Source organism: Sphingobium fuliginis (assembly GCF_015074805.1).
In the GTDB taxonomy this organism is placed as follows: domain Bacteria; phylum Pseudomonadota; class Alphaproteobacteria; order Sphingomonadales; family Sphingomonadaceae; genus Sphingobium; species Sphingobium fuliginis.
In genome coordinates this window covers 1,520,137-1,536,536 of the sequence record NZ_CP060035.1, presented here as the reverse complement: position 1 = coordinate 1,536,536, position 16,400 = coordinate 1,520,137, and the positions used below count along the sequence as shown (strand labels likewise).

Below are 16,400 nucleotides of genomic sequence, written 5' to 3'. Positions count from 1 at the left end.
GAAGGGCCTTTGTGGCGTCTGGGCTGGGTACGAAGCGGAAACCCATTTTATCCCTCTCCCTTGAGGGAGAGGGCTGCGCAGACTTGGCAGCTTGCTGTCTAGTCGTAGCTGGGTGAGGGGGTTGCAATCCAACGGATCGCGCGGGCCTCAGGCCCGCCCCTTCCTCATCCAACCCCGCCCACGCTCCTTCGCCGCCAGGGCTTCCCACCCCCCTCCCTCAAGGGAGAAGGAATGTCCGCCACTGCCCATCAATCCCCATGCCACATCAAGCAGCACCGCACATCACCGCCACAGCCCAAGCAGCAGCGCCATCATCCCCCGTTCATCCGCCGCCGTCGCCACCCGCGGCGCGCCATAGCCCCGGCACTCCAGGCAATCGGCCCGCACGCCCGCGCCGCTCACCAGCGCGCGCACATCGGCGACGGCCTGCAAAGCCCAGTTCCGCTGCACGATCGCCTGCCGCCCGAGCAGGTCGCGCCCGACCATGGCTGACGGGGCCCCGGCATCGTCCTCATCCTCCCGATCCATGACCGACTGGACGAATTCGGCGAACTTGTCCGGTTCCTTGGCAATGCGATAGGGCCTGGCCTTGGCCGGATCGATCTTCGCCAGCCTCGCCGCCTCGGCAATCGCCTCTTCCAGCCCGCCGAAGCGATCCACCAGGCCGATCTGCCGCGCCGTGCCGCCGTCCCAGACGCGCCCCTGCGCAATGGCATCGATCTGCTGGGGGGTCTTGCGGCGCGATTGCGCGACCAGCCCGACGAAGCGGCCGTAAATATCCTCGACCCCCATCTGCATGATCCGGTCGAACTCCGGCGTGGTGCCCCCGGCAATGTCCGGCTGGCCCGACAGCGGCGTCGTCTTCACGCCGTCGGTGGTGACGCCCATCTTCGCCAGAGTGCCCTCGAAGCTGGGTATGATGCCGAACACGCCGATCGAACCGGTGATCGTATCCGGCTCCGCGAAGATCACATCGGCCGGCGTCGATACCCAATAGCCGCCGCTGGCCGCCACATTGCCCATGGACACCACCACCGGCAGACCTTCGGACTTCGCTTCCATGATGGCGCTGCGGATCTTCTCCGACGCCATCACCGATCCGCCCGGCGAATCGACCCGGACCACCAGCGCCTTCAGGTCCTTGTCCGCCAACGCCTTGCGCAGCAGCGCCGAAATCGTGTCGCCCGCCGCCGTGCCCGGCCCGGCCTCGCCATCGACAATGTCGCCCGCGATGGTCAGCACGCCGATCTCGCCGTCATTGGCGGGCTTGTGCGCCCTCATATAGTTTTTAAGATCGATGGCGGCGAAATTCCCGGCCCTGTCGTCCGGCGCATCGCCCGCAACCTCTGCCACCCGCGCGCCGAAGGCCGCTTCGTCGCCCACCCGGTCGACCAGCCCGGCGCCCAAGGCCGCCTTCGCCAGATTGCCGCCAGCCGCCTCCGCCAGAGCCGCCGGATTGCCGACATAGGCCGCCAGCCGCGCCCTGGGCCGCGCCTTGGCCACTTCCTGCCGCCAATCCTCCCACAGCGCATCGGCGAGCGCCTGATTGGCCTGCTTCGCTTCCGGCGACTGGCCGGTCCGCGTGAAGGGCTCGACGAAGCTCTTGTAGGTGCCGACGCGATAGACATGGGTGTTGACCCCCAGCTTGTCGATCAGCCCCTTGTAATACAGCCCCGATCCGCCGCGCCCGGTGATCGCCACGCCGCCCAGCGGGTCCACCCAGCTTTCGCTCGCATGCGCGGCCAGTTGATAGCTGTCGTCGCTATAGATGGCGGCATAGGCGAAGACCGGCTTCTTCGCCGCGCGCACCGCGTCCAGCGCCTTGCCCACCCGCGCCAGCGCCACCTGACCGCCGCCCATGAAACCGTCCAGGTTCAGCACGACGGCCTTCACCTTCCTGTCGTCTCTGGCGGCATCCAGTGCGGCAACGATGTCGGCCAGCCCATATTCCTTCGCCCGGTCGCTCCCGCCCGACAGCAGCGCCATCGGATCGATTTCCGACGGCTGTTCGACGATGGTCCCGTCCAGTTTCAGCAGCAGCGCGCCGCTGCCGACGCTCTGCGCTGGCTTGGGCGACCAGGACAGGGCGGCATAGAGCGCCCCGAAGAACATCAGCAGGAACAACAGCACCAGCCCGTCCTTGATGGCGACCAATATGCGCCACACGCCCTTCACAAATGCCAAGTTGCCGGTTCCTTCCTTCAGCTTCTGCGTGGGCTATCCCATCGACGGACCGACTGCAATGTGGGGGCAGGCCGGGGCCGCGCAAGCTTGCGTCGGATATTTCCCGCGCTATGGGAGGGCGCAATTCTTGGTTTCTCGTGCAGGAGACACGCTTCATGCCCACGCTCGTCCTCATCCGCCACGGCCAGTCGGCCTGGAACCTCGAAAACCGCTTCACCGGCTGGTGGGACGTGGACGTGACCGAAAAGGGCGCGGAGGAAGCCCGCGCCGCCGGCCGCATGCTCAGGGAAAAGGGGCTGGACTTCGACCAGTGCTACACCTCCGTCCAGACCCGCGCGATCAAGACGCTGAACCTGGTGCTGGAGGAAATGGGCCGCCTGTGGCTGCCGGTCGAAAAGGACTGGCGCCTCAACGAACGCCATTATGGCGGCCTTACCGGCCTCAACAAGGCGGAGACGGCGGCCAGGCATGGCGACGCGCAGGTGAAGATCTGGCGCCGCAGCTTCGATACGCCGCCGCCGCCGCTGGAGGCGGGCAGCGAGTTCGACCTGTCGAAGGACCGCCGCTATGCCGGCATTCCGATCCCCTCGACGGAATCGCTGAAGGACACGATCGCCCGCGTGCTGCCTTATTGGGAAGAGCGGATCGCCCCCGACCTCAAGGCCGGCAAGCGCGTCGTCATCTCCGCCCACGGCAATTCCCTGCGCGCGCTGGTGAAGCATCTCTCGAACATTCCCGACGATGAGATCACCGAACTGGAAATCCCGACCGGTCAGCCCATCGTCTATGAACTCGCCGACGACCTGACCGCCAGGGACCGCTACTACCTGTCGGAACGCTAGAAAGGCCCCTCCCGCAGGGGAAGAAAGAAGCATTGCCCCTCCGCGAACCTCCCGCTAAGGGGCTTTGCTTTCCGCATATCAGGGAAAGTGCGAAGCGAAATGACCGGGGCACTCGAAGCCGTGCAAGTCGGCATCATCATGGGCAGCCGATCCGACTGGGAAACGATGCGCCACGCGGCGGAGACGCTGAAGGCCCTCGGCGTCGCCCATGAATGCAAGGTCGTCTCCGCCCACCGCACGCCTCAGCGCCTCTACGACTATGCCACCGGCGCGGTCGGCCGGGGCCTGAAAGTCATCATCGCCGGAGCCGGTGGCGCCGCACATCTCCCCGGCATGGCCGCCTCCATGACGCGCCTGCCAGTGCTGGGGGTGCCCGTGGAATCCAAGGCGCTGAAGGGCATGGACAGCCTGCTTTCCATCGTCCAGATGCCCGGCGGCGTTCCGGTCGGCACGCTCGCCATCGGCAAGCCCGGCGCGATCAACGCCGCGCTCTTCGCCGCCTCGATCCTCGCCACCACCGACGAAGCGCTGGCGCAGCGCCTCGACGCCTGGCGCGAAAAGCAGACCAACGACGTAGCGGACACCCCCGAATAAGATGACCATCATCCCGCCCGGCTCCACCATCGGCATATTAGGCGGCGGCCAGTTGGGCCGGATGATCGCCATCGCCGCCGCGCAGCTTGGCTATCGCACGCACATATACGCCCCGGAATCGAGCGGCCCCGCCGCCGACGTCTCTCCCCGCTGGACGCAGGGCGCCTATGAGGATGCCGACGCACTGGCGGCCTTCGCAGACAGCGTCGACGTCGTCACCTATGAGTTCGAGAATATCGACCCCTCGGCGGTCGAAGTCCTCGCCACCCACGGTCTCGTCCGCCCCGGCGCGGAGGCGCTCCGCGTGGCGCAGGACCGCCTCGCGGAAAAGCGCTTCGTCTGCGACCTTGGCGGCCTCACCGCGCCCTTCGCCCCGGTCGAAAGCCTGGACGATCTCGAAGAGGCGCTGGACCAGATCGGCAGCAGGGCGATCCTCAAGACCAACCGCATGGGCTATGACGGAAAGGGGCAGGCGCGCCTCTCCGATCCCGGCGACGCGGTCGGCGCGTGGAACGCCATTGGCCGCCAGAGCGCCATCCTCGAAGGCTTCGTCACCTTTGCGGAGGAATTCTCCGTCATCCTCGTGCGCGGCGCCCATGGCGACATCCGCTTCTGGGACAGCGCCGCCAACGTCCACAGGGACGGCATTCTCGACAGTTCGACGGTTCCCGCCGGCGCGCGGATCGAAGGCCAGCTTGCCGAAGCCCGCGCCCTGGCGTCGAAAGTCGCCGACGCGCTCGACTATGTCGGGGTCCTGACGCTGGAATATTTCGCCAGCGCCAATGGCCCGGTCTTCAACGAAATGGCCCCGCGCGTCCACAATAGCGGCCACTGGACCATCGAAGGAGCGGTGACGAGCCAGTTCGAAAATCATGTCCGCGCGATCTGCGGCCTGCCGCTGGGCGACACCGGCCTCGCCGCGACGAAGGTGGAGATGCGCAACCTGATCGGCGTCGAGGCCAATGACTGGCTGCAGATCCTGTCCGATCCGGCCAATCACCTGCACCTCTATGGCAAGCATGAAGCCCGCCCCGGGCGCAAGATGGGTCATGTCACCCGCCTGACCCTCTAACCTCTCATCGTTCGCCCTGAGCTTGTCGAAGGGCTTCACTTCTCTTTAAAGGGGGAGGCGATGGGGGCTTCGAAAGGCTCCGCCCGAACGCAGGATGGGTGTCGTGATCGATCAAATATTGGCCCGAACCGCATGACCAGTCCCACCGCCGAAATCCTCCTCATCCTGGCCCGCGCCGACAATGGCGTGATCGGCCGGGACGGCGACCTGCCCTGGCGCCTGCCCGCCGACCTCCGGCATTTCAAGGCGCTTACCCTCGGCCACCCGATGATCATGGGCCGCAAGACCTTCGACAGCCTTCCCGGCCTGCTGCCCGGCCGCCGCCATATCGTCCTGACCCGCGACAGCGCATGGAGGGGGGAGGGCGCCGAAACCGCCCACAGCCCGCGGGACGCCATCGCCAGGGCCGCATCGCCCACCGTCACCGTCATCGGCGGCGCGGAAATCTACAGCCTCTTCCTGCCTTTCTCCCATCGCATCGAACTCACAGAGGTCCATGTGGATGCGGAAGGCGACACCCGCATCGCCTATCCCGATCCCGCCGACTGGCGGGAAGTCGCCCGGCAGGACCATCCGGCCGAAAATGGCCGCCCCGCCTACAGCTTCGTCACTTTCCTCCGCGCCGCCGCGCATTGCCAGCGGCCGGACGCATGCCTATAGCGCCCCTCATGGAGCGGCTGCACAGCGGCGCCCCGATGCCCGCGCATCTGCGCGGCAGCATCATGGCGCTGGGGAATTTCGACGGATTTCATGCCGGGCATCAGGCCGTGGCCCGCCGCGCCATAGAGCTTGCCCGCGCGCAGGGCAGGCCCGCTGTCATCGCCACATTCGACCCGCATCCGATGCGGCTCTTTCGCCCGGAAACCCCCTGGTTCCGCCTGACCACCCTCGACCAGCGGGAACGCCTCTTCGCCCGCGCGGGCGCCGACGCGATGCTGGTGTTCGATTTCACCCGCGAACTGGCCGCGCTGGACCCGCTCTCCTTCGTTCGCCTGCTGGTCGACTGGGGCGTAGCCGGAGTCGTGACGGGGGAGGATTTCACCTTCGGCAAGGACCGCGCGGGCTCCACCCGGAGCCTTGCGCAACTGGGCGCGCCGCTCGGCCTTGCCGCCGAAGCCGTACCCCCGGTCACCGGCGCGGATGGGGAGATCATCTCTTCCACCCGCATCCGCAAGGCGCTCCAGTCCGGCGACTGCGCAACCGCCACCCGCCTGCTGACCCGCCCCTTCGCCATTGAAGGCGTGGTCCAGCATGGCGACAAGCTCGGCCGCACCATCGGCTTTCCAACGGCCAATATCGATCTTGGCCATTATCTGCGCCCGGCCTATGGGATCTACGCCGTGCGCGGGCTGCTGGCCGACGGGCGCGTGCTGGACGGTGCGGCCAATCTCGGCATCCGTCCCAGCTTCGATCCGCCCAAGGAATTGTTGGAGCCACATTTCCTCGACTTCGCCGAAAATCTCTACGACCAGCGGATCGAGGTTCAACTGATCCACTATCTTCGTCCTGAAGCGAAATATGACGGCCTCGACGCGTTGATGGCCGCCATCGCGAAGGATTGCGACGATGCGCGGCAAATCCTTGCGGGAACGCCGCACCTCGCCTAATGCACCGGGCATATTTCTCACCCGTTCGGGCTGAGCCTGTCGAAGCCCTTTTCTTTCCTTGAGGAAGAGCGCGATCGTTCGGCAGGCCGGAACGAACGGATTATTTCACCGCCGGACCCAAAATGACCGATCAGCCTCGCCAAGAAACCCAGGATTACAAGAGCACCGTCTTCCTGCCCGTCACCGACTTTCCGATGAAGGCGGGCCTCGCGCAGAAGGAACCGGCGATCCTGGCCCGCTGGGAGGAAATGGACCTCTACGGCAAGCTGCGGGAGCGGCGGAAGGGCCGCCGGCGCTTCATCCTCCACGACGGCCCGCCCTATGCCAATGGCGACATTCATATGGGCCATGCGATGAACAAGGTGCTGAAGGACATCATCGTCCGCAGCCAGTCGTTGCTGGGCTATGACGCGCCCTATATCCCCGGCTGGGACTGCCACGGCCTTCCCATCGAATGGAAGATCGAGGAGGAATATCGCAAGAAGAAGCAGAACAAGGACGAGGTTCCGGCCCAGGAATTCCGCGCCGAATGCCGCGCCTATGCCGACAGGTGGGTGGGCGTGCAGAAGGAACAGTTCAAGCGCCTTGGCGTCATGGGCGACTGGGACGATCCCTATCTCACCATGAAGTTCGACGCCGAAGCCACCATCGTGGGCGAACTGCTGAAATTCGCGGAAAGCGGCCAGCTCTATCGCGGCGCGAAGCCCGTCATGTGGTCCCCGGTCGAAAAGACCGCGCTGGCCGAGGCGGAGGTCGAATATGAGGACATCGTGTCGACCCAGGTCGACGTAGCGTTCGAGATTGTCGAAGCCCCGAACGCGCCCGAACTGGTCGGCGCGCATGCAGTGATCTGGACGACCACGCCCTGGACGATCCCGGTCAATCAGGCTTTGGCCTATGGCCCCGAAGTCGATTATGTCCTCGTGGAAAGCGACGGCCGCAAATTATTGCTGGCCGAAGCCCTCGTCCCCTCCGTCCTCCTGCGTCATTCCCGCGAAGGCGGGAACCCATCTCCCGACGCCGCCTCCACCGCGACGCCTGAGGCAGAAATCCTCTGGCGCGGCAAAGGCGCCGACCTCGCCGGAGCCGTCGCCCGCCACCCGATGCACGCCCTTGGCGGCTTTTTCGCCAAACCCCGCCCGTTCCTCGCGGGCGATTTCGTTACCACCGACGCGGGCACCGGCCTCGTCCACATGGCCCCCGACCATGGCGAGGACGACTTCGCGCTCTGCAAGGCGAACGGCATCAACCCGGTCTTCGCCGTCGAAAATGACGGCAAATATCGCGAAGACTGGCTCTGGCTGGGCGGCCAGGGCAGCGTCATCAACCCGAAATTCGTCGGCAGGGAAGGGCCCATCTGCACCGACCTGCGCGAAGCAGGCGGGCTTCTGGCTGCGTCCGATGACTTCAAACACAGCTATCCCCATAGCTGGCGCTCCAAGGCGAAGATCATCTTCCGCTGCACCCCGCAATGGTTCATCCCCATGGACCAGAATCCCTCTCCCCTTGTAGGAGAGGGAAGGGCCCCGCTCGCGCAAGCGGGTGGGAAGGGTGAGGGCGACAACGCCGCCACCCTGCGCGAACTCGCCCTCAACTCCATCGAACACACCCGCTGGGTGCCGGAACGCTCGATCAACCGCATCCGCTCGATGGTGGAGGGCCGCCCGGATTGGGTGATCAGCCGCCAGCGCGCATGGGGCGTCCCGATCGCCCTCTACATCCATCGCAAGACCGGCGACTATCTGGTTGATAAATCAGTTAATTCCCGCATCCTCAAAGCGTTCAGGGGTGCGGGAGCCGATGCGTGGTTCGGCGCCGACCACCAGGCGCTGCTCGGCCCCGATTACGACCTCAACGACTATGAGGTGGTGAACGACATTCTCGACGTCTGGTTCGACAGCGGCTCGACCCACAGCTTCGTGGTGGAGGGCCGTTACGGCGAAGGCGTCCGCGCCGACCTCTATCTGGAAGGCTCCGACCAGCATCGCGGCTGGTTCCAGTCCTCGCTGCTGGAAAGCAGCGGCACGCGCGGCCGCGCGCCCTATGACGCCGTCCTCACCCACGGCTTCGCGCTGGACGGGCAGGGCCGCAAAATGTCGAAGAGCCTCGGCAATGTCGTCGATCCGCTGAAGGTCATTGCCGAAAGCGGCTCCGACATCCTGCGCGTCTGGGTCGCCAGCACCGACTATTTCGACGACGTCCGCATCGGCAAGGAAGTGCTGGCCGGTTCGTCCGACGCCTATCGCAAACTCCGTAACACTTTCCGTTACTTGCTGGGCGCGCTTTCCGACTTTTCCGAAGAGGAAAGGCTGCCCGTCGCTGAAATGCCGGAACTGGAGCGCTACATGCTCCATCTGCTGGCAAGGCTGGACGCCGATCTCCGCAGCGTGGTCGACAAGGCGGCCGGCAGCGAGAACTGGCTGGAATTCAGCCGCTACACCCGCGCACTGATGGATTTCGCGAACAGCGACCTTTCGGCCTTCTTCTTCGACATCCGCAAGGACTGCCTCTATTGCGATTCGAAGTCGGACCCGAAGCGCCGCGCCTACCGCACCGTGCTCGACACGCTGTTCCACGCGCTGGTCCGCTACGCCGCGCCGATCATCCCCTTCACCGCTGAGGAAGTGTGGCAAAGCCGCTATCCAAATGCCGAAGAAAGCGTGCATTTCCTGGAATGGCCGACCGTCGATGCGGCATGGCTCGACCAGAGCCTGGACGACAAATGGGCGGAGATCCGCAACCAGCGCGATCAGGTCAACGAAGCCATCGAGCCTCTCCGCCGCGAAAAGGTCATCCGCTCCAGCCTGGAAGCCGATGTCACCATGGGTGAACTGGTCCCCAGTGACGGTGTGAACTTCGCTGAAATCGCCATCGTCGCCCGCATCGAAATGGGCAAGGGCGACGGCATCGTCGTCAAGCCCAGCGACTGGCACAAATGCGGCCGCTGCTGGCGCCTGCTGCCGGAGGTCGAGGAAGACGGCGCGCTCTGCAACCGCTGCGACGAGCTTTTGTCGGCGTGAGCATGAAGCGCTTGCCAGTGCACGGGGGGACCAAGTTATGCAGGTTGAGCACTAATTGATGCCAAATTCCGTCCACCATCGCCCTCTGGGCCTGATCGTCGCGGCCGTTACGCTCGTGCTCGACCAGCTCGTCAAGTATACCGTCACCTATCCCCTCGCGCTGAAAAGCCGGATGGACGACGGCATTGAAATCCTGCCGATCTTCCGCCTGCGCTGGCTGGAAAATCGCGGCGTTTCCATGGGCTTCTTCCACGCTGACACGAACATGATGCGCTGGATACTGGTCGGCATGACCATGCTGATCGCGGGTTTCGTGGCCGTGTGGATGTGGCGCGAAAAGGCGCGTCAGGACGTCGCGGCGCTCGGCCTCGTCCTGGGTGGCGCCATCGGCAACATCATCGACCGCATGCGCCTGGGCTATGTGGTCGACTATGCCGACCTGCATTTCGGGGAGTGGCGGCCTTTCCTGATTTTCAACCTGGCCGATGCAGCCATCACTTTCGGCGTGCTGATCCTGCTTGCGCGGGCGCTTCTGCTGCGCGAGAAGGGCGCAAAGACGGAGTCAATGAACTGATGCGTAAACTGATCCTCGCCGCTGGCCTGATTTCCATGCTGTCCGCTTGCGGCGGTGGCGGCGGCCTTTTCAACCGGTCGCGTCCCGACGAATTTGCCGTTTCGCGCCAGGCTCCGCTCGTGATCCCGCCTGATTTCGCGCTGGTTCCGCCCGCGCCCGGCACGCCTGCCGCCGCGTCGGTCGATTCGAGCAAGGCTGCAATGGACGCCATGTTCGGCGGCCCCGCTGCCCGCAGCCCGGGCGAAAGCGCCACTCTGAACGCGGCCGGCCGCGCCAATGCCGCCGCGGGCATTCGTTCCTCCGCCGGCGATCCGGCGACCGAAGTGGTCGAAAAGGGCGCAACCACCCGCGACATCATCGCCGCCCCCGAAGGCGACGGTCAGGACGCCCGCGCGGCCACTCCGCAATAATCGGAAAAACCGGAATTCAGGGCTGGCTCTCGACGAAATCCTTGAGCCGGCCCAAAGTCCCATCCCATTGACTGCCGACCTTGGCGAGCCAGTCCCTGGCCTCTGCGATACCCTCGGGCCGCAGGCTGAACAGCGCCTCGCGCCCGGCCCTGGTCCGCGTGACGAGTCCGGCGCCAAGCAGCACATCCAGATGCTTGGCCACCGCCTGGCGGCTGATCGGCAATCCATGGCCCAACTGACCGATCGAACGCTCTCCGCCGTCGGCAAGCCGCCCGATCATGCCCAGCCGCGTCGCATCTCCCAAGGCCGCGAAAAGTCGGGCTGGGGCAGCGTCAATGCTCGGCATAGTCGCGAATATTCTTCACCTGCTCCGCCCAGCCGCCTTCATTGTCCCGCATGACATTGCTTCGCCGGGGTTCGGGAACCTTGTCGAAGCCGCTTTCCGTGACCGTCAGCCGGGTGCCCAGGGCGGTCGGCTCCAGCATGAATTCGACCAGCGTCCATTCGGACACGGCCACACCGCTTTCCATCAATTCCTTGTCGCCGCCGGTCGCCGGCCATTCATAGGCGAAGCGCGTCATCGGCTGGATCGCCACGACCCGCGCTTCCCAGCGATAATCCTCATATCCCGGATAGGTCATATATCCGGTCGAAGCCGCCCCCACGGCAAAGGGCTGATCGAGAGCGACCCGGAACCAACTTCCGAACTTCTCATGATCGATCAGCGCGTCCCACACCCTTTCGACAGGGGCGGCGATCTCGATGGTCTTGGTGATGGAATCAGGCATATAGGCAACCTCCGGATTGCCCATATGCACTCATAACCTCCATCATGCAACCTTTTGGTTGCTTATTATGCCCGGACTTCGGTTCCGATCCCGGCGCTGTTATGACGCAGGGCCGTCAGCACCGTGTCGACTATGGCGCTCGCGTCCAGACGGGCGTCGGCATATTGCTTTTCCGGCTTGTCCTGATCCTGGAAGATGTCGGGCAGGCGCATGGTGCGCAGCTTGAGACCGTTGTCGATCAACCCCTGATCGCTAGCCAATGTCAGCACATGCGCCCCCAGCCCGCCGACCGAGCCTTCCTCTATGGTGACGCCAACCTCATGCGTGGTCAGCAACCTGCGGATCAGCGCTTCGTCCAGCGGCTTGGCGAAGCGCAGGTCCGCCACGGTCGTGGACAGTCCCTTGGCCTCCAGCGTTTCCGCCGCCTTCAGCGCCTCCTCCAGCCGGGTTCCGAGAGACAGGATCGCGACCTGCCGTCCTTCCCGCACGATCCTGCCCTTGCCGATTTCCAGCCTTTCCGGCGTGGCGGGCAGGGCGACGCCCGTGCCGTTGCCGCGCGGGTAGCGCACCGCAATCGGCCCATCGTCGTGCAGGGCGCAGGTGTGGACCATATGGACCAGTTCCGCCTCGTCCGCTGCCGCCATGACGACGAAATTGGGCAGGCTGGCAAGATAGGTCACATCGAAACTGCCCGCATGGGTCGATCCGTCGGCACCGACGAGGCCGGCCCGGTCTATGGCGAAGCGCACCGGCAGATTCTGGATCGCCACGTCATGGACGACCTGATCATAGGCGCGTTGCAGGAAGGTCGAATAGATGGCGCAGAAGGGGCGCATGCCCTGCGCGGCAAGCCCGGCGGCAAAGGTCACGGCATGCTGTTCCGCAATGCCGACGTCGAACGTCCGGTCGGGAAAGGCGGCGCCGAACTTGTCCAGCCCCGTTCCCGACGGCATGGCGGCGGTGATCGCGCATACCGCCGGGTCGCGTTCCGCCTCCGCGATCAGCGCCTGGGCGAAGACGCCGGTATAGCTGGGCGGACCGGGAGGCGCCTTGGCCTGCGCGCCGGTGATGACGTCGAACTTCTGCACGCCATGATATTTGTCCGCCGCCGCCTCCGCCGGGGCATAGCCCTTGCCCTTCTGCGTCACGACATGGACGAGGCATGGCCCCTCCGCCGCGTCGCGGACATTCTCCAGCACCGGGATCAACTGGTCGAGATTATGCCCATCGATGGGGCCGACATAATAGAAGCCCAGTTCCTCGAACAGCGTGCCGCCCATCGCCATGCCGCGCGCGAACTCGTCGGTCTTGCGCGCCGCATTGTGAAGGGGGCGGGGCAGCCGCCGGGCCAGCCGCTTGGCAAGGTCGCGCAGGCCAAGGAACTCCCGGCTCGACACCAGCCGCGCCAGATAGGCCGACAGCCCGCCGACCGGCGGCGCGATCGACATGTCGTTGTCGTTCAGGATCACGATCAGCCGGTTCCCGGCCTCCCGCGCATTGTTCATCGCCTCATAGGCCATGCCCGCCGACATGGAGCCGTCGCCAATGACGGCGATCGCCTTGCCGGGCTGACCCTTCATCCTGTTCGCCACGGCAAAGCCGAGAGCCGCGCTGATCGAGGTCGAGCTATGCGCCGCGCCAAAGGGATCGAACTCGCTCTCCGCCCGCTTGGTGAAGCCGCTGAGACCGCCGCCCTGACGCAGCGTGCGGATGCGGTCGCGCCGTCCGGTCAGGATCTTGTGCGGATAGCATTGATGGCCGACGTCCCAGACCAGCCTGTCGTTCGGCGTATCGAACACATAATGGATGGCGGTCGTCAGTTCCACCACGCCCAGGCCGGAACCCAGATGACCGCCGGTCACGCCGACGGCGGAAATCACCTCCTGCCGCAGCTCGTCGGCCAGTTGCCGAAGCTGGCCCGGTTGCAGCTTGCGCAGGTCCGCCGGCCAGACGACCTGGTCGAGCAGCGGGGTGGAAGGACGATCGTTCATGAAAGACATAGACTCCCGAACGCAGGAAGTTCCCTGCTTGCCGCATTTTCCGAGTCAGCAGATCGCATCCGCTTCGAAAATGCTCTGGGCCGTTCCGGGCGAAAGCGCAACGCCATCACGCGGCGCATTTGGCGCAGATGCCCAATATCTCGATGACGGGGCGATCCGGCTGAAAACCCTCGCCCCGGGCCACTGCGCGGACCTTGTCGGTCACCTTGTCGTCGTCGACATGCGTCGCCTGCCTGCAGCGGGTGCATACCAGGAAGATGCAGTCGTGATGGCAGCCCGGATGCACATTGGCGATATAGGCATTGGCGCTTTCCACCCGCATCGCGATGTTGTTGTTCACGAACAGGTCGAGGATGCGATAGACGCTGTTGGGCGCCACCCGCTTGCCCCGCGCCTTGGACACGCTGTCGGCTATGTCATAGGCGGATGCGGGGGTTTCCTCCGCCGCCAGCGCATCGAAAATGGCCGCGCGCATCGGCGTCCATTGTTCCTGGCTCGCCTCCAGCGTGGCGCGGGCGGCATCCGCGAGACTGTCGCTCGACGGTTCATGATGGTCGTGATGATGATGGTCGGCCATGGGTTCAATCTAAGCCTGGGTTAATGCGGGGGCAAGTGGCGGGCGCGGTCCGTCAGCCGCGCCAGTAGATCCACGCCGCCCATATCCAGCCGGCGATCATCAGCGTCCCTCCGACGGGCGTGACTGCGCCCAGCCATTTGGGAGCGCCCAGGGCCATGGCGTAGAGGGTGAAGGCGAAGATCGCCGCTCCGCCAAGATGCAGCGCCGCCGGACCCCGCGCCACCCCCATGATGGCGAGCGCGCCTACCGCATGGACGAGCTGATAGAGCCCGCCGGTGCGCAGCCACTCCGCCGCCTGCGGGCTGGCCGCGCCATGCGCGCCGAAGGCGCCCGCCGCTATCGCCACGGCCGCCGATAATGCAGCCAGAACCGCGATCATGCCTCTTCCTCCCCATCGCCGCGCGCCAGCAGGCGCATTTGCCTGCCGGGCCGATACATCAGCTCCTTCGCCGCCATCAGATTGCCATGCTCCATCTGGAGCGCCATGCGCTGTTCGTCATTGCGGCGATATTGACGCTCCACTTCCTCGACCTCTTCCGGCGGAACGCCAAGCGCCTGCATCGCCAAAACGCCCATGCAGATGGCGGATTCGAACACTTCGCGCACGACGCCGGCCAGATCCATGTCCTTGAGCGCCAGCAACTGCCGCCGGTCGAAGGCGCGTACCACCAGCGCCGCCTGCGGAAAAGCCTCGGCTATCGGTTCCAGCACCCGGCCGTCGAGCGAAGGATCGTCGATGCAGAAGGCGATCAGCCGCGCCTCTTCCGCGCCAGAACGGCGCAGCAGGTCGATGCGCGTGCCGTCGCCATAATAGACCTTCATGTCGAAGCGGCTGGACACTTCGATCTGCGACGGCTTCTTGTCGATCAGCACGACGCCGAAGCCATGGCCCATCAGCATCTGCGCGACGGTCTGCCCGAAACGGCCATAGCCGACGATGATCGCCGTGCCGCGCGGCGCCTCCTCGGGCGTGGGCAGGTCCGGCCTTGCCTTGGGCCTGGCGAATTCCAGCTTGCGCGCGAACAGCATCAGGAAGGGCGTCGTCGCCATGGAGAAGGTGACGATGGCGCTGAACAGGCTGGCGGCCTGGGGAGCGATCAGCAAAGCGCTCTGCGCCTGCGCGAACAGCACGAAGCCGAATTCGCCCCCCTGGCTCAGCAGCAGGCCGGAGCCGATGGCCTGGTTCCATTCCATGCCGAACAATCGGGCAAGGCCGGTAATCAGCGCCGCCTTGGTCAGCACCAATATCGCCGCCATGCCGATGACGAACAGCGGATTGGCGGCCACCGCATACAGGTCCAGCACCATGCCGACCGCCAGGAAGAACAGGCCGAGCAGGATCGAGCGGAAGGGTTCGACATCCGCCTCTATCTCATGGCGATAGGGCGAATCGGCCAGCATCACGCCCGCCACGAAGGCGCCGAGGGCGGTCGAAAGGTGCAGCGCGTGCATCAGCGCGGCCGCCGCCAGCACGGTGAACAGGCCGACGACGACGAACAGCTCCCGCTCCCCCAGCCGCCCGACCAGATGGAGCAGGGGCCGCAGGATGAAGCGGCCCGTCAGGACCAGCCCGGCGATGGCGGCCACCGTATAGCCCGCCATCAGCCATCCCGGCGGACCGGCCGCATCGGCCGGGTTGCGGGACAGCGCGGCGACGATGGTGATCAGCGGGACGATGGAAAGATCCTGGAACAGCAGGATCGAGAACACCTTTTCACCAAAGGGCGAATTGATCCGGCCGCTGCTCTTGAGGCCGGGCAGCACCTGCGCCGTCGAGGAAAGCGCCAGCGGCAGCCCCAGCGCAATGGCCGCCCCCCAGGTGAAGCCGGTCGTGTAGAAGATGATCGCCGTCAGCGCGCATCCGCACAGCACCACCTGCGCCATGCCGAGCGCGAAGATGTCGCGCTTCAGCCGCCAGAGCCGGGCCGGATGCAGTTCGAGGCCCACCAGGAACAGCAGCAGCACGATGCCGATCTCGGCTATGGCGAGCTTCGATTCCGCTCCGCCGACAAGCCTCAGGCCCTGCGGACCCACAAGTGCGCCCGCAACCAGATAGCCCAGCACGGCGCCCAGCCCAAGGCGACGGAACAGCATGACGAACAGCACTGCCGCGCCCAGCAGGATCACGCCCTCCGACAACAATATATCGGTGGCGGAAACAGGTACCGCAGCAGTTGGCCCAGTCTGCCCCTGCATCAGGCGTCGGCCATGCGCGCGGCTTCGGCAATGGCTTCGAAGCCCAGCCGGATGGAGGCGTGGCGGGCCGGATAATCGCGGGCGGGCGCGAGCACGGCCAGCCCCGGCCAGAAATCCAGCTCATCGCTTTCCCCCGCCAGATAGGCGGTCAGCCGGTCCCGCGCCTCCGCCAGTTCGCCGGCGGTGAGGCCGATCGCCTGCGCGGCCATCAGCGCCGCGGAGGCCTGCCCCAGCGCGCAGGCCTTCACGTCCAGCCCCATATCGGCCAGCCGGCCATCTTCCATCCTGACGTCGGCGGTCACGCGCGACCCGCAAGTGGGCGAGCGCTTCTCGACGCTGGCCTGCGCGTCGGGCAGCCGCTTGTGATGGGGTATGTTCGCGGCCAGCCGCAAAATGTCCTTGTTGTAGAGGGGGGCGCTCATTCCGATCCATGTAGGGCAGGATGCGTTCAGGAGAAAGGGCGGAAGGGGTCGTGCATGGCGCCGGCGGGAAAATATTGCATGCGTCGGCGCAGGCGGGCGCGCATCCATTCCGCC

General features: G+C 65.6%; 16 protein-coding genes. 8 read left to right on the top strand and 8 right to left on the bottom strand.

All coding sequences use genetic code 11. The features are described 5' to 3' along the window. Positions 1–282 precede the first annotated feature (282 nt). The gene (gene sppA, locus H5V43_RS07170) at positions 283–2,184 is read right to left on the bottom strand and encodes a signal peptide peptidase SppA (protein ID WP_025550059.1); all 1,902 of its coding nucleotides are present in this window, start codon (positions 2,182–2,184) and stop codon (positions 283–285) included. Positions 2,185–2,339: 155 nt separating this feature from the next. On the opposite strand from sppA, the gene gpmA reads away from it, so the two are divergent. The 8 genes from gpmA (at position 2,340) to H5V43_RS07130 (ending at position 10,303) form a co-directional block, all read left to right on the top strand. Continuing rightward, positions 2,340–3,026, top strand: a complete 687-nt coding sequence (gene gpmA / locus H5V43_RS07165; RefSeq protein WP_025550058.1) for a 2,3-diphosphoglycerate-dependent phosphoglycerate mutase — start codon at positions 2,340–2,342, stop codon at positions 3,024–3,026. A gap of 99 nt (positions 3,027–3,125) precedes the next feature. Further along, positions 3,126–3,620, top strand: a complete 495-nt coding sequence (purE, locus tag H5V43_RS07160; RefSeq protein WP_037483210.1) for a 5-(carboxyamino)imidazole ribonucleotide mutase — start codon at positions 3,126–3,128, stop codon at positions 3,618–3,620. A gap of 1 nt (position 3,621) precedes the next feature. Further along, on the top strand, positions 3,622–4,692 hold the full coding sequence (locus tag H5V43_RS07155; protein WP_025550056.1) for a 5-(carboxyamino)imidazole ribonucleotide synthase: 1,071 nt from the start codon (positions 3,622–3,624) through the stop codon (positions 4,690–4,692). A gap of 132 nt (positions 4,693–4,824) precedes the next feature. Then, a complete protein-coding gene (locus H5V43_RS07150; protein ID WP_025550055.1) occupies positions 4,825–5,352 on the top strand; it encodes a dihydrofolate reductase in 528 nt (175 codons plus the stop codon). Positions 5,353–5,360: 8 nt separating this feature from the next. Further along, on the top strand, positions 5,361–6,299 hold the full coding sequence (locus H5V43_RS07145; RefSeq protein ID WP_044662502.1) for a bifunctional riboflavin kinase/FAD synthetase: 939 nt from the start codon (positions 5,361–5,363) through the stop codon (positions 6,297–6,299). Between the two features lie 122 nt (positions 6,300–6,421). Then, the gene (ileS, locus tag H5V43_RS07140; protein ID WP_025550054.1) at positions 6,422–9,319 is read left to right on the top strand and encodes an isoleucine--tRNA ligase; all 2,898 of its coding nucleotides are present in this window, start codon (positions 6,422–6,424) and stop codon (positions 9,317–9,319) included. Between the two features lie 58 nt (positions 9,320–9,377). Next, positions 9,378–9,893: a signal peptidase II gene (lspA, locus tag H5V43_RS07135; RefSeq protein WP_025550053.1), complete on the top strand. Its 516-nt coding sequence runs from the start codon at positions 9,378–9,380 to the stop codon at positions 9,891–9,893. Further along, positions 9,893–10,303 carry a DUF3035 domain-containing protein gene (locus H5V43_RS07130; RefSeq protein WP_025550052.1) on the top strand — a complete coding sequence of 137 codons (411 nt, stop codon included), beginning with the start codon at positions 9,893–9,895 and terminating at the stop codon, positions 10,301–10,303. Before lspA ends, H5V43_RS07130 begins: the two co-directional genes overlap by 1 nt. 16 nt (positions 10,304–10,319) lie before the next feature. On the opposite strand, the gene H5V43_RS07125 is transcribed toward H5V43_RS07130, so the two are convergent. The 7 genes from H5V43_RS07125 to H5V43_RS07095 form a co-directional block, all read right to left on the bottom strand. Next, complete coding sequence (locus H5V43_RS07125) at positions 10,320–10,649, bottom strand: ArsR/SmtB family transcription factor (RefSeq protein WP_025550051.1); 330 nt, start codon at positions 10,647–10,649, stop codon at positions 10,320–10,322. Beyond that, positions 10,636–11,091 (bottom strand): SRPBCC family protein, encoded by a 456-nt coding sequence (locus tag H5V43_RS07120; RefSeq protein WP_025550050.1) that lies wholly within the window; start codon positions 11,089–11,091, stop codon positions 10,636–10,638. Before H5V43_RS07120 ends, H5V43_RS07125 begins: the two co-directional genes overlap by 14 nt. 65 nt (positions 11,092–11,156) lie before the next feature. Next, the gene (gene dxs, locus H5V43_RS07115) at positions 11,157–13,091 is read right to left on the bottom strand and encodes a 1-deoxy-D-xylulose-5-phosphate synthase (RefSeq protein ID WP_193666797.1); all 1,935 of its coding nucleotides are present in this window, start codon (positions 13,089–13,091) and stop codon (positions 11,157–11,159) included. 106 nt (positions 13,092–13,197) lie between these two features. Continuing rightward, positions 13,198–13,668, bottom strand: coding sequence for a Fur family transcriptional regulator (locus H5V43_RS07110; protein WP_025550048.1), 471 nt, complete (start codon positions 13,666–13,668; stop codon positions 13,198–13,200). Between the two features lie 52 nt (positions 13,669–13,720). Next, the gene (locus H5V43_RS07105) at positions 13,721–14,047 is read right to left on the bottom strand and encodes a DUF423 domain-containing protein (RefSeq protein ID WP_025550047.1); all 327 of its coding nucleotides are present in this window, start codon (positions 14,045–14,047) and stop codon (positions 13,721–13,723) included. Beyond that, on the bottom strand, positions 14,044–15,864 hold the full coding sequence (locus H5V43_RS07100; RefSeq protein ID WP_025550046.1) for a monovalent cation:proton antiporter-2 (CPA2) family protein: 1,821 nt from the start codon (positions 15,862–15,864) through the stop codon (positions 14,044–14,046). The genes H5V43_RS07105 and H5V43_RS07100 overlap by 4 nt, the downstream gene beginning before the upstream one ends. After that, a complete protein-coding gene (locus H5V43_RS07095; protein WP_025550045.1) occupies positions 15,864–16,286 on the bottom strand; it encodes an iron-sulfur cluster assembly scaffold protein in 423 nt (140 codons plus the stop codon). Before H5V43_RS07095 ends, H5V43_RS07100 begins: the two co-directional genes overlap by 1 nt. Positions 16,287–16,400 lie beyond the last annotated feature (114 nt).

Bases quoted from the DNA above. Each gene is read 5' to 3' on its own strand.
- gpmA (WP_025550058.1), top strand. From the start codon at position 2,340: ATGCCCACGCTCGTCCTCATCCGCCACGGCCAGTCGGCCTGGAACCTC.
- purE (WP_037483210.1), top strand. From the start codon at position 3,126: ATGACCGGGGCACTCGAAGCCGTGCAAGTCGGCATCATCATGGGCAGC.
- H5V43_RS07155 (WP_025550056.1), top strand. From the start codon at position 3,622: ATGACCATCATCCCGCCCGGCTCCACCATCGGCATATTAGGCGGCGGC.
- H5V43_RS07150 (WP_025550055.1), top strand. From the start codon at position 4,825: ATGACCAGTCCCACCGCCGAAATCCTCCTCATCCTGGCCCGCGCCGAC.
- H5V43_RS07145 (WP_044662502.1), top strand. From the start codon at position 5,361: ATGGAGCGGCTGCACAGCGGCGCCCCGATGCCCGCGCATCTGCGCGGC.
- ileS (WP_025550054.1), top strand. From the start codon at position 6,422: ATGACCGATCAGCCTCGCCAAGAAACCCAGGATTACAAGAGCACCGTC.
- lspA (WP_025550053.1), top strand. From the start codon at position 9,378: ATGCCAAATTCCGTCCACCATCGCCCTCTGGGCCTGATCGTCGCGGCC.
- H5V43_RS07130 (WP_025550052.1), top strand. From the start codon at position 9,893: ATGCGTAAACTGATCCTCGCCGCTGGCCTGATTTCCATGCTGTCCGCT.
- H5V43_RS07125 (WP_025550051.1), bottom strand. From the start codon at position 10,649: ATGCCGAGCATTGACGCTGCCCCAGCCCGACTTTTCGCGGCCTTGGGA.
- H5V43_RS07120 (WP_025550050.1), bottom strand. From the start codon at position 11,091: ATGCCTGATTCCATCACCAAGACCATCGAGATCGCCGCCCCTGTCGAA.
- dxs (WP_193666797.1), bottom strand. From the start codon at position 13,091: ATGTCTTTCATGAACGATCGTCCTTCCACCCCGCTGCTCGACCAGGTC.
- H5V43_RS07110 (WP_025550048.1), bottom strand. From the start codon at position 13,668: ATGGCCGACCATCATCATCACGACCATCATGAACCGTCGAGCGACAGT.
- H5V43_RS07105 (WP_025550047.1), bottom strand. From the start codon at position 14,047: ATGATCGCGGTTCTGGCTGCATTATCGGCGGCCGTGGCGATAGCGGCG.
- H5V43_RS07100 (WP_025550046.1), bottom strand. From the start codon at position 15,864: ATGCAGGGGCAGACTGGGCCAACTGCTGCGGTACCTGTTTCCGCCACC.
- H5V43_RS07095 (WP_025550045.1), bottom strand. From the start codon at position 16,286: ATGAGCGCCCCCCTCTACAACAAGGACATTTTGCGGCTGGCCGCGAAC.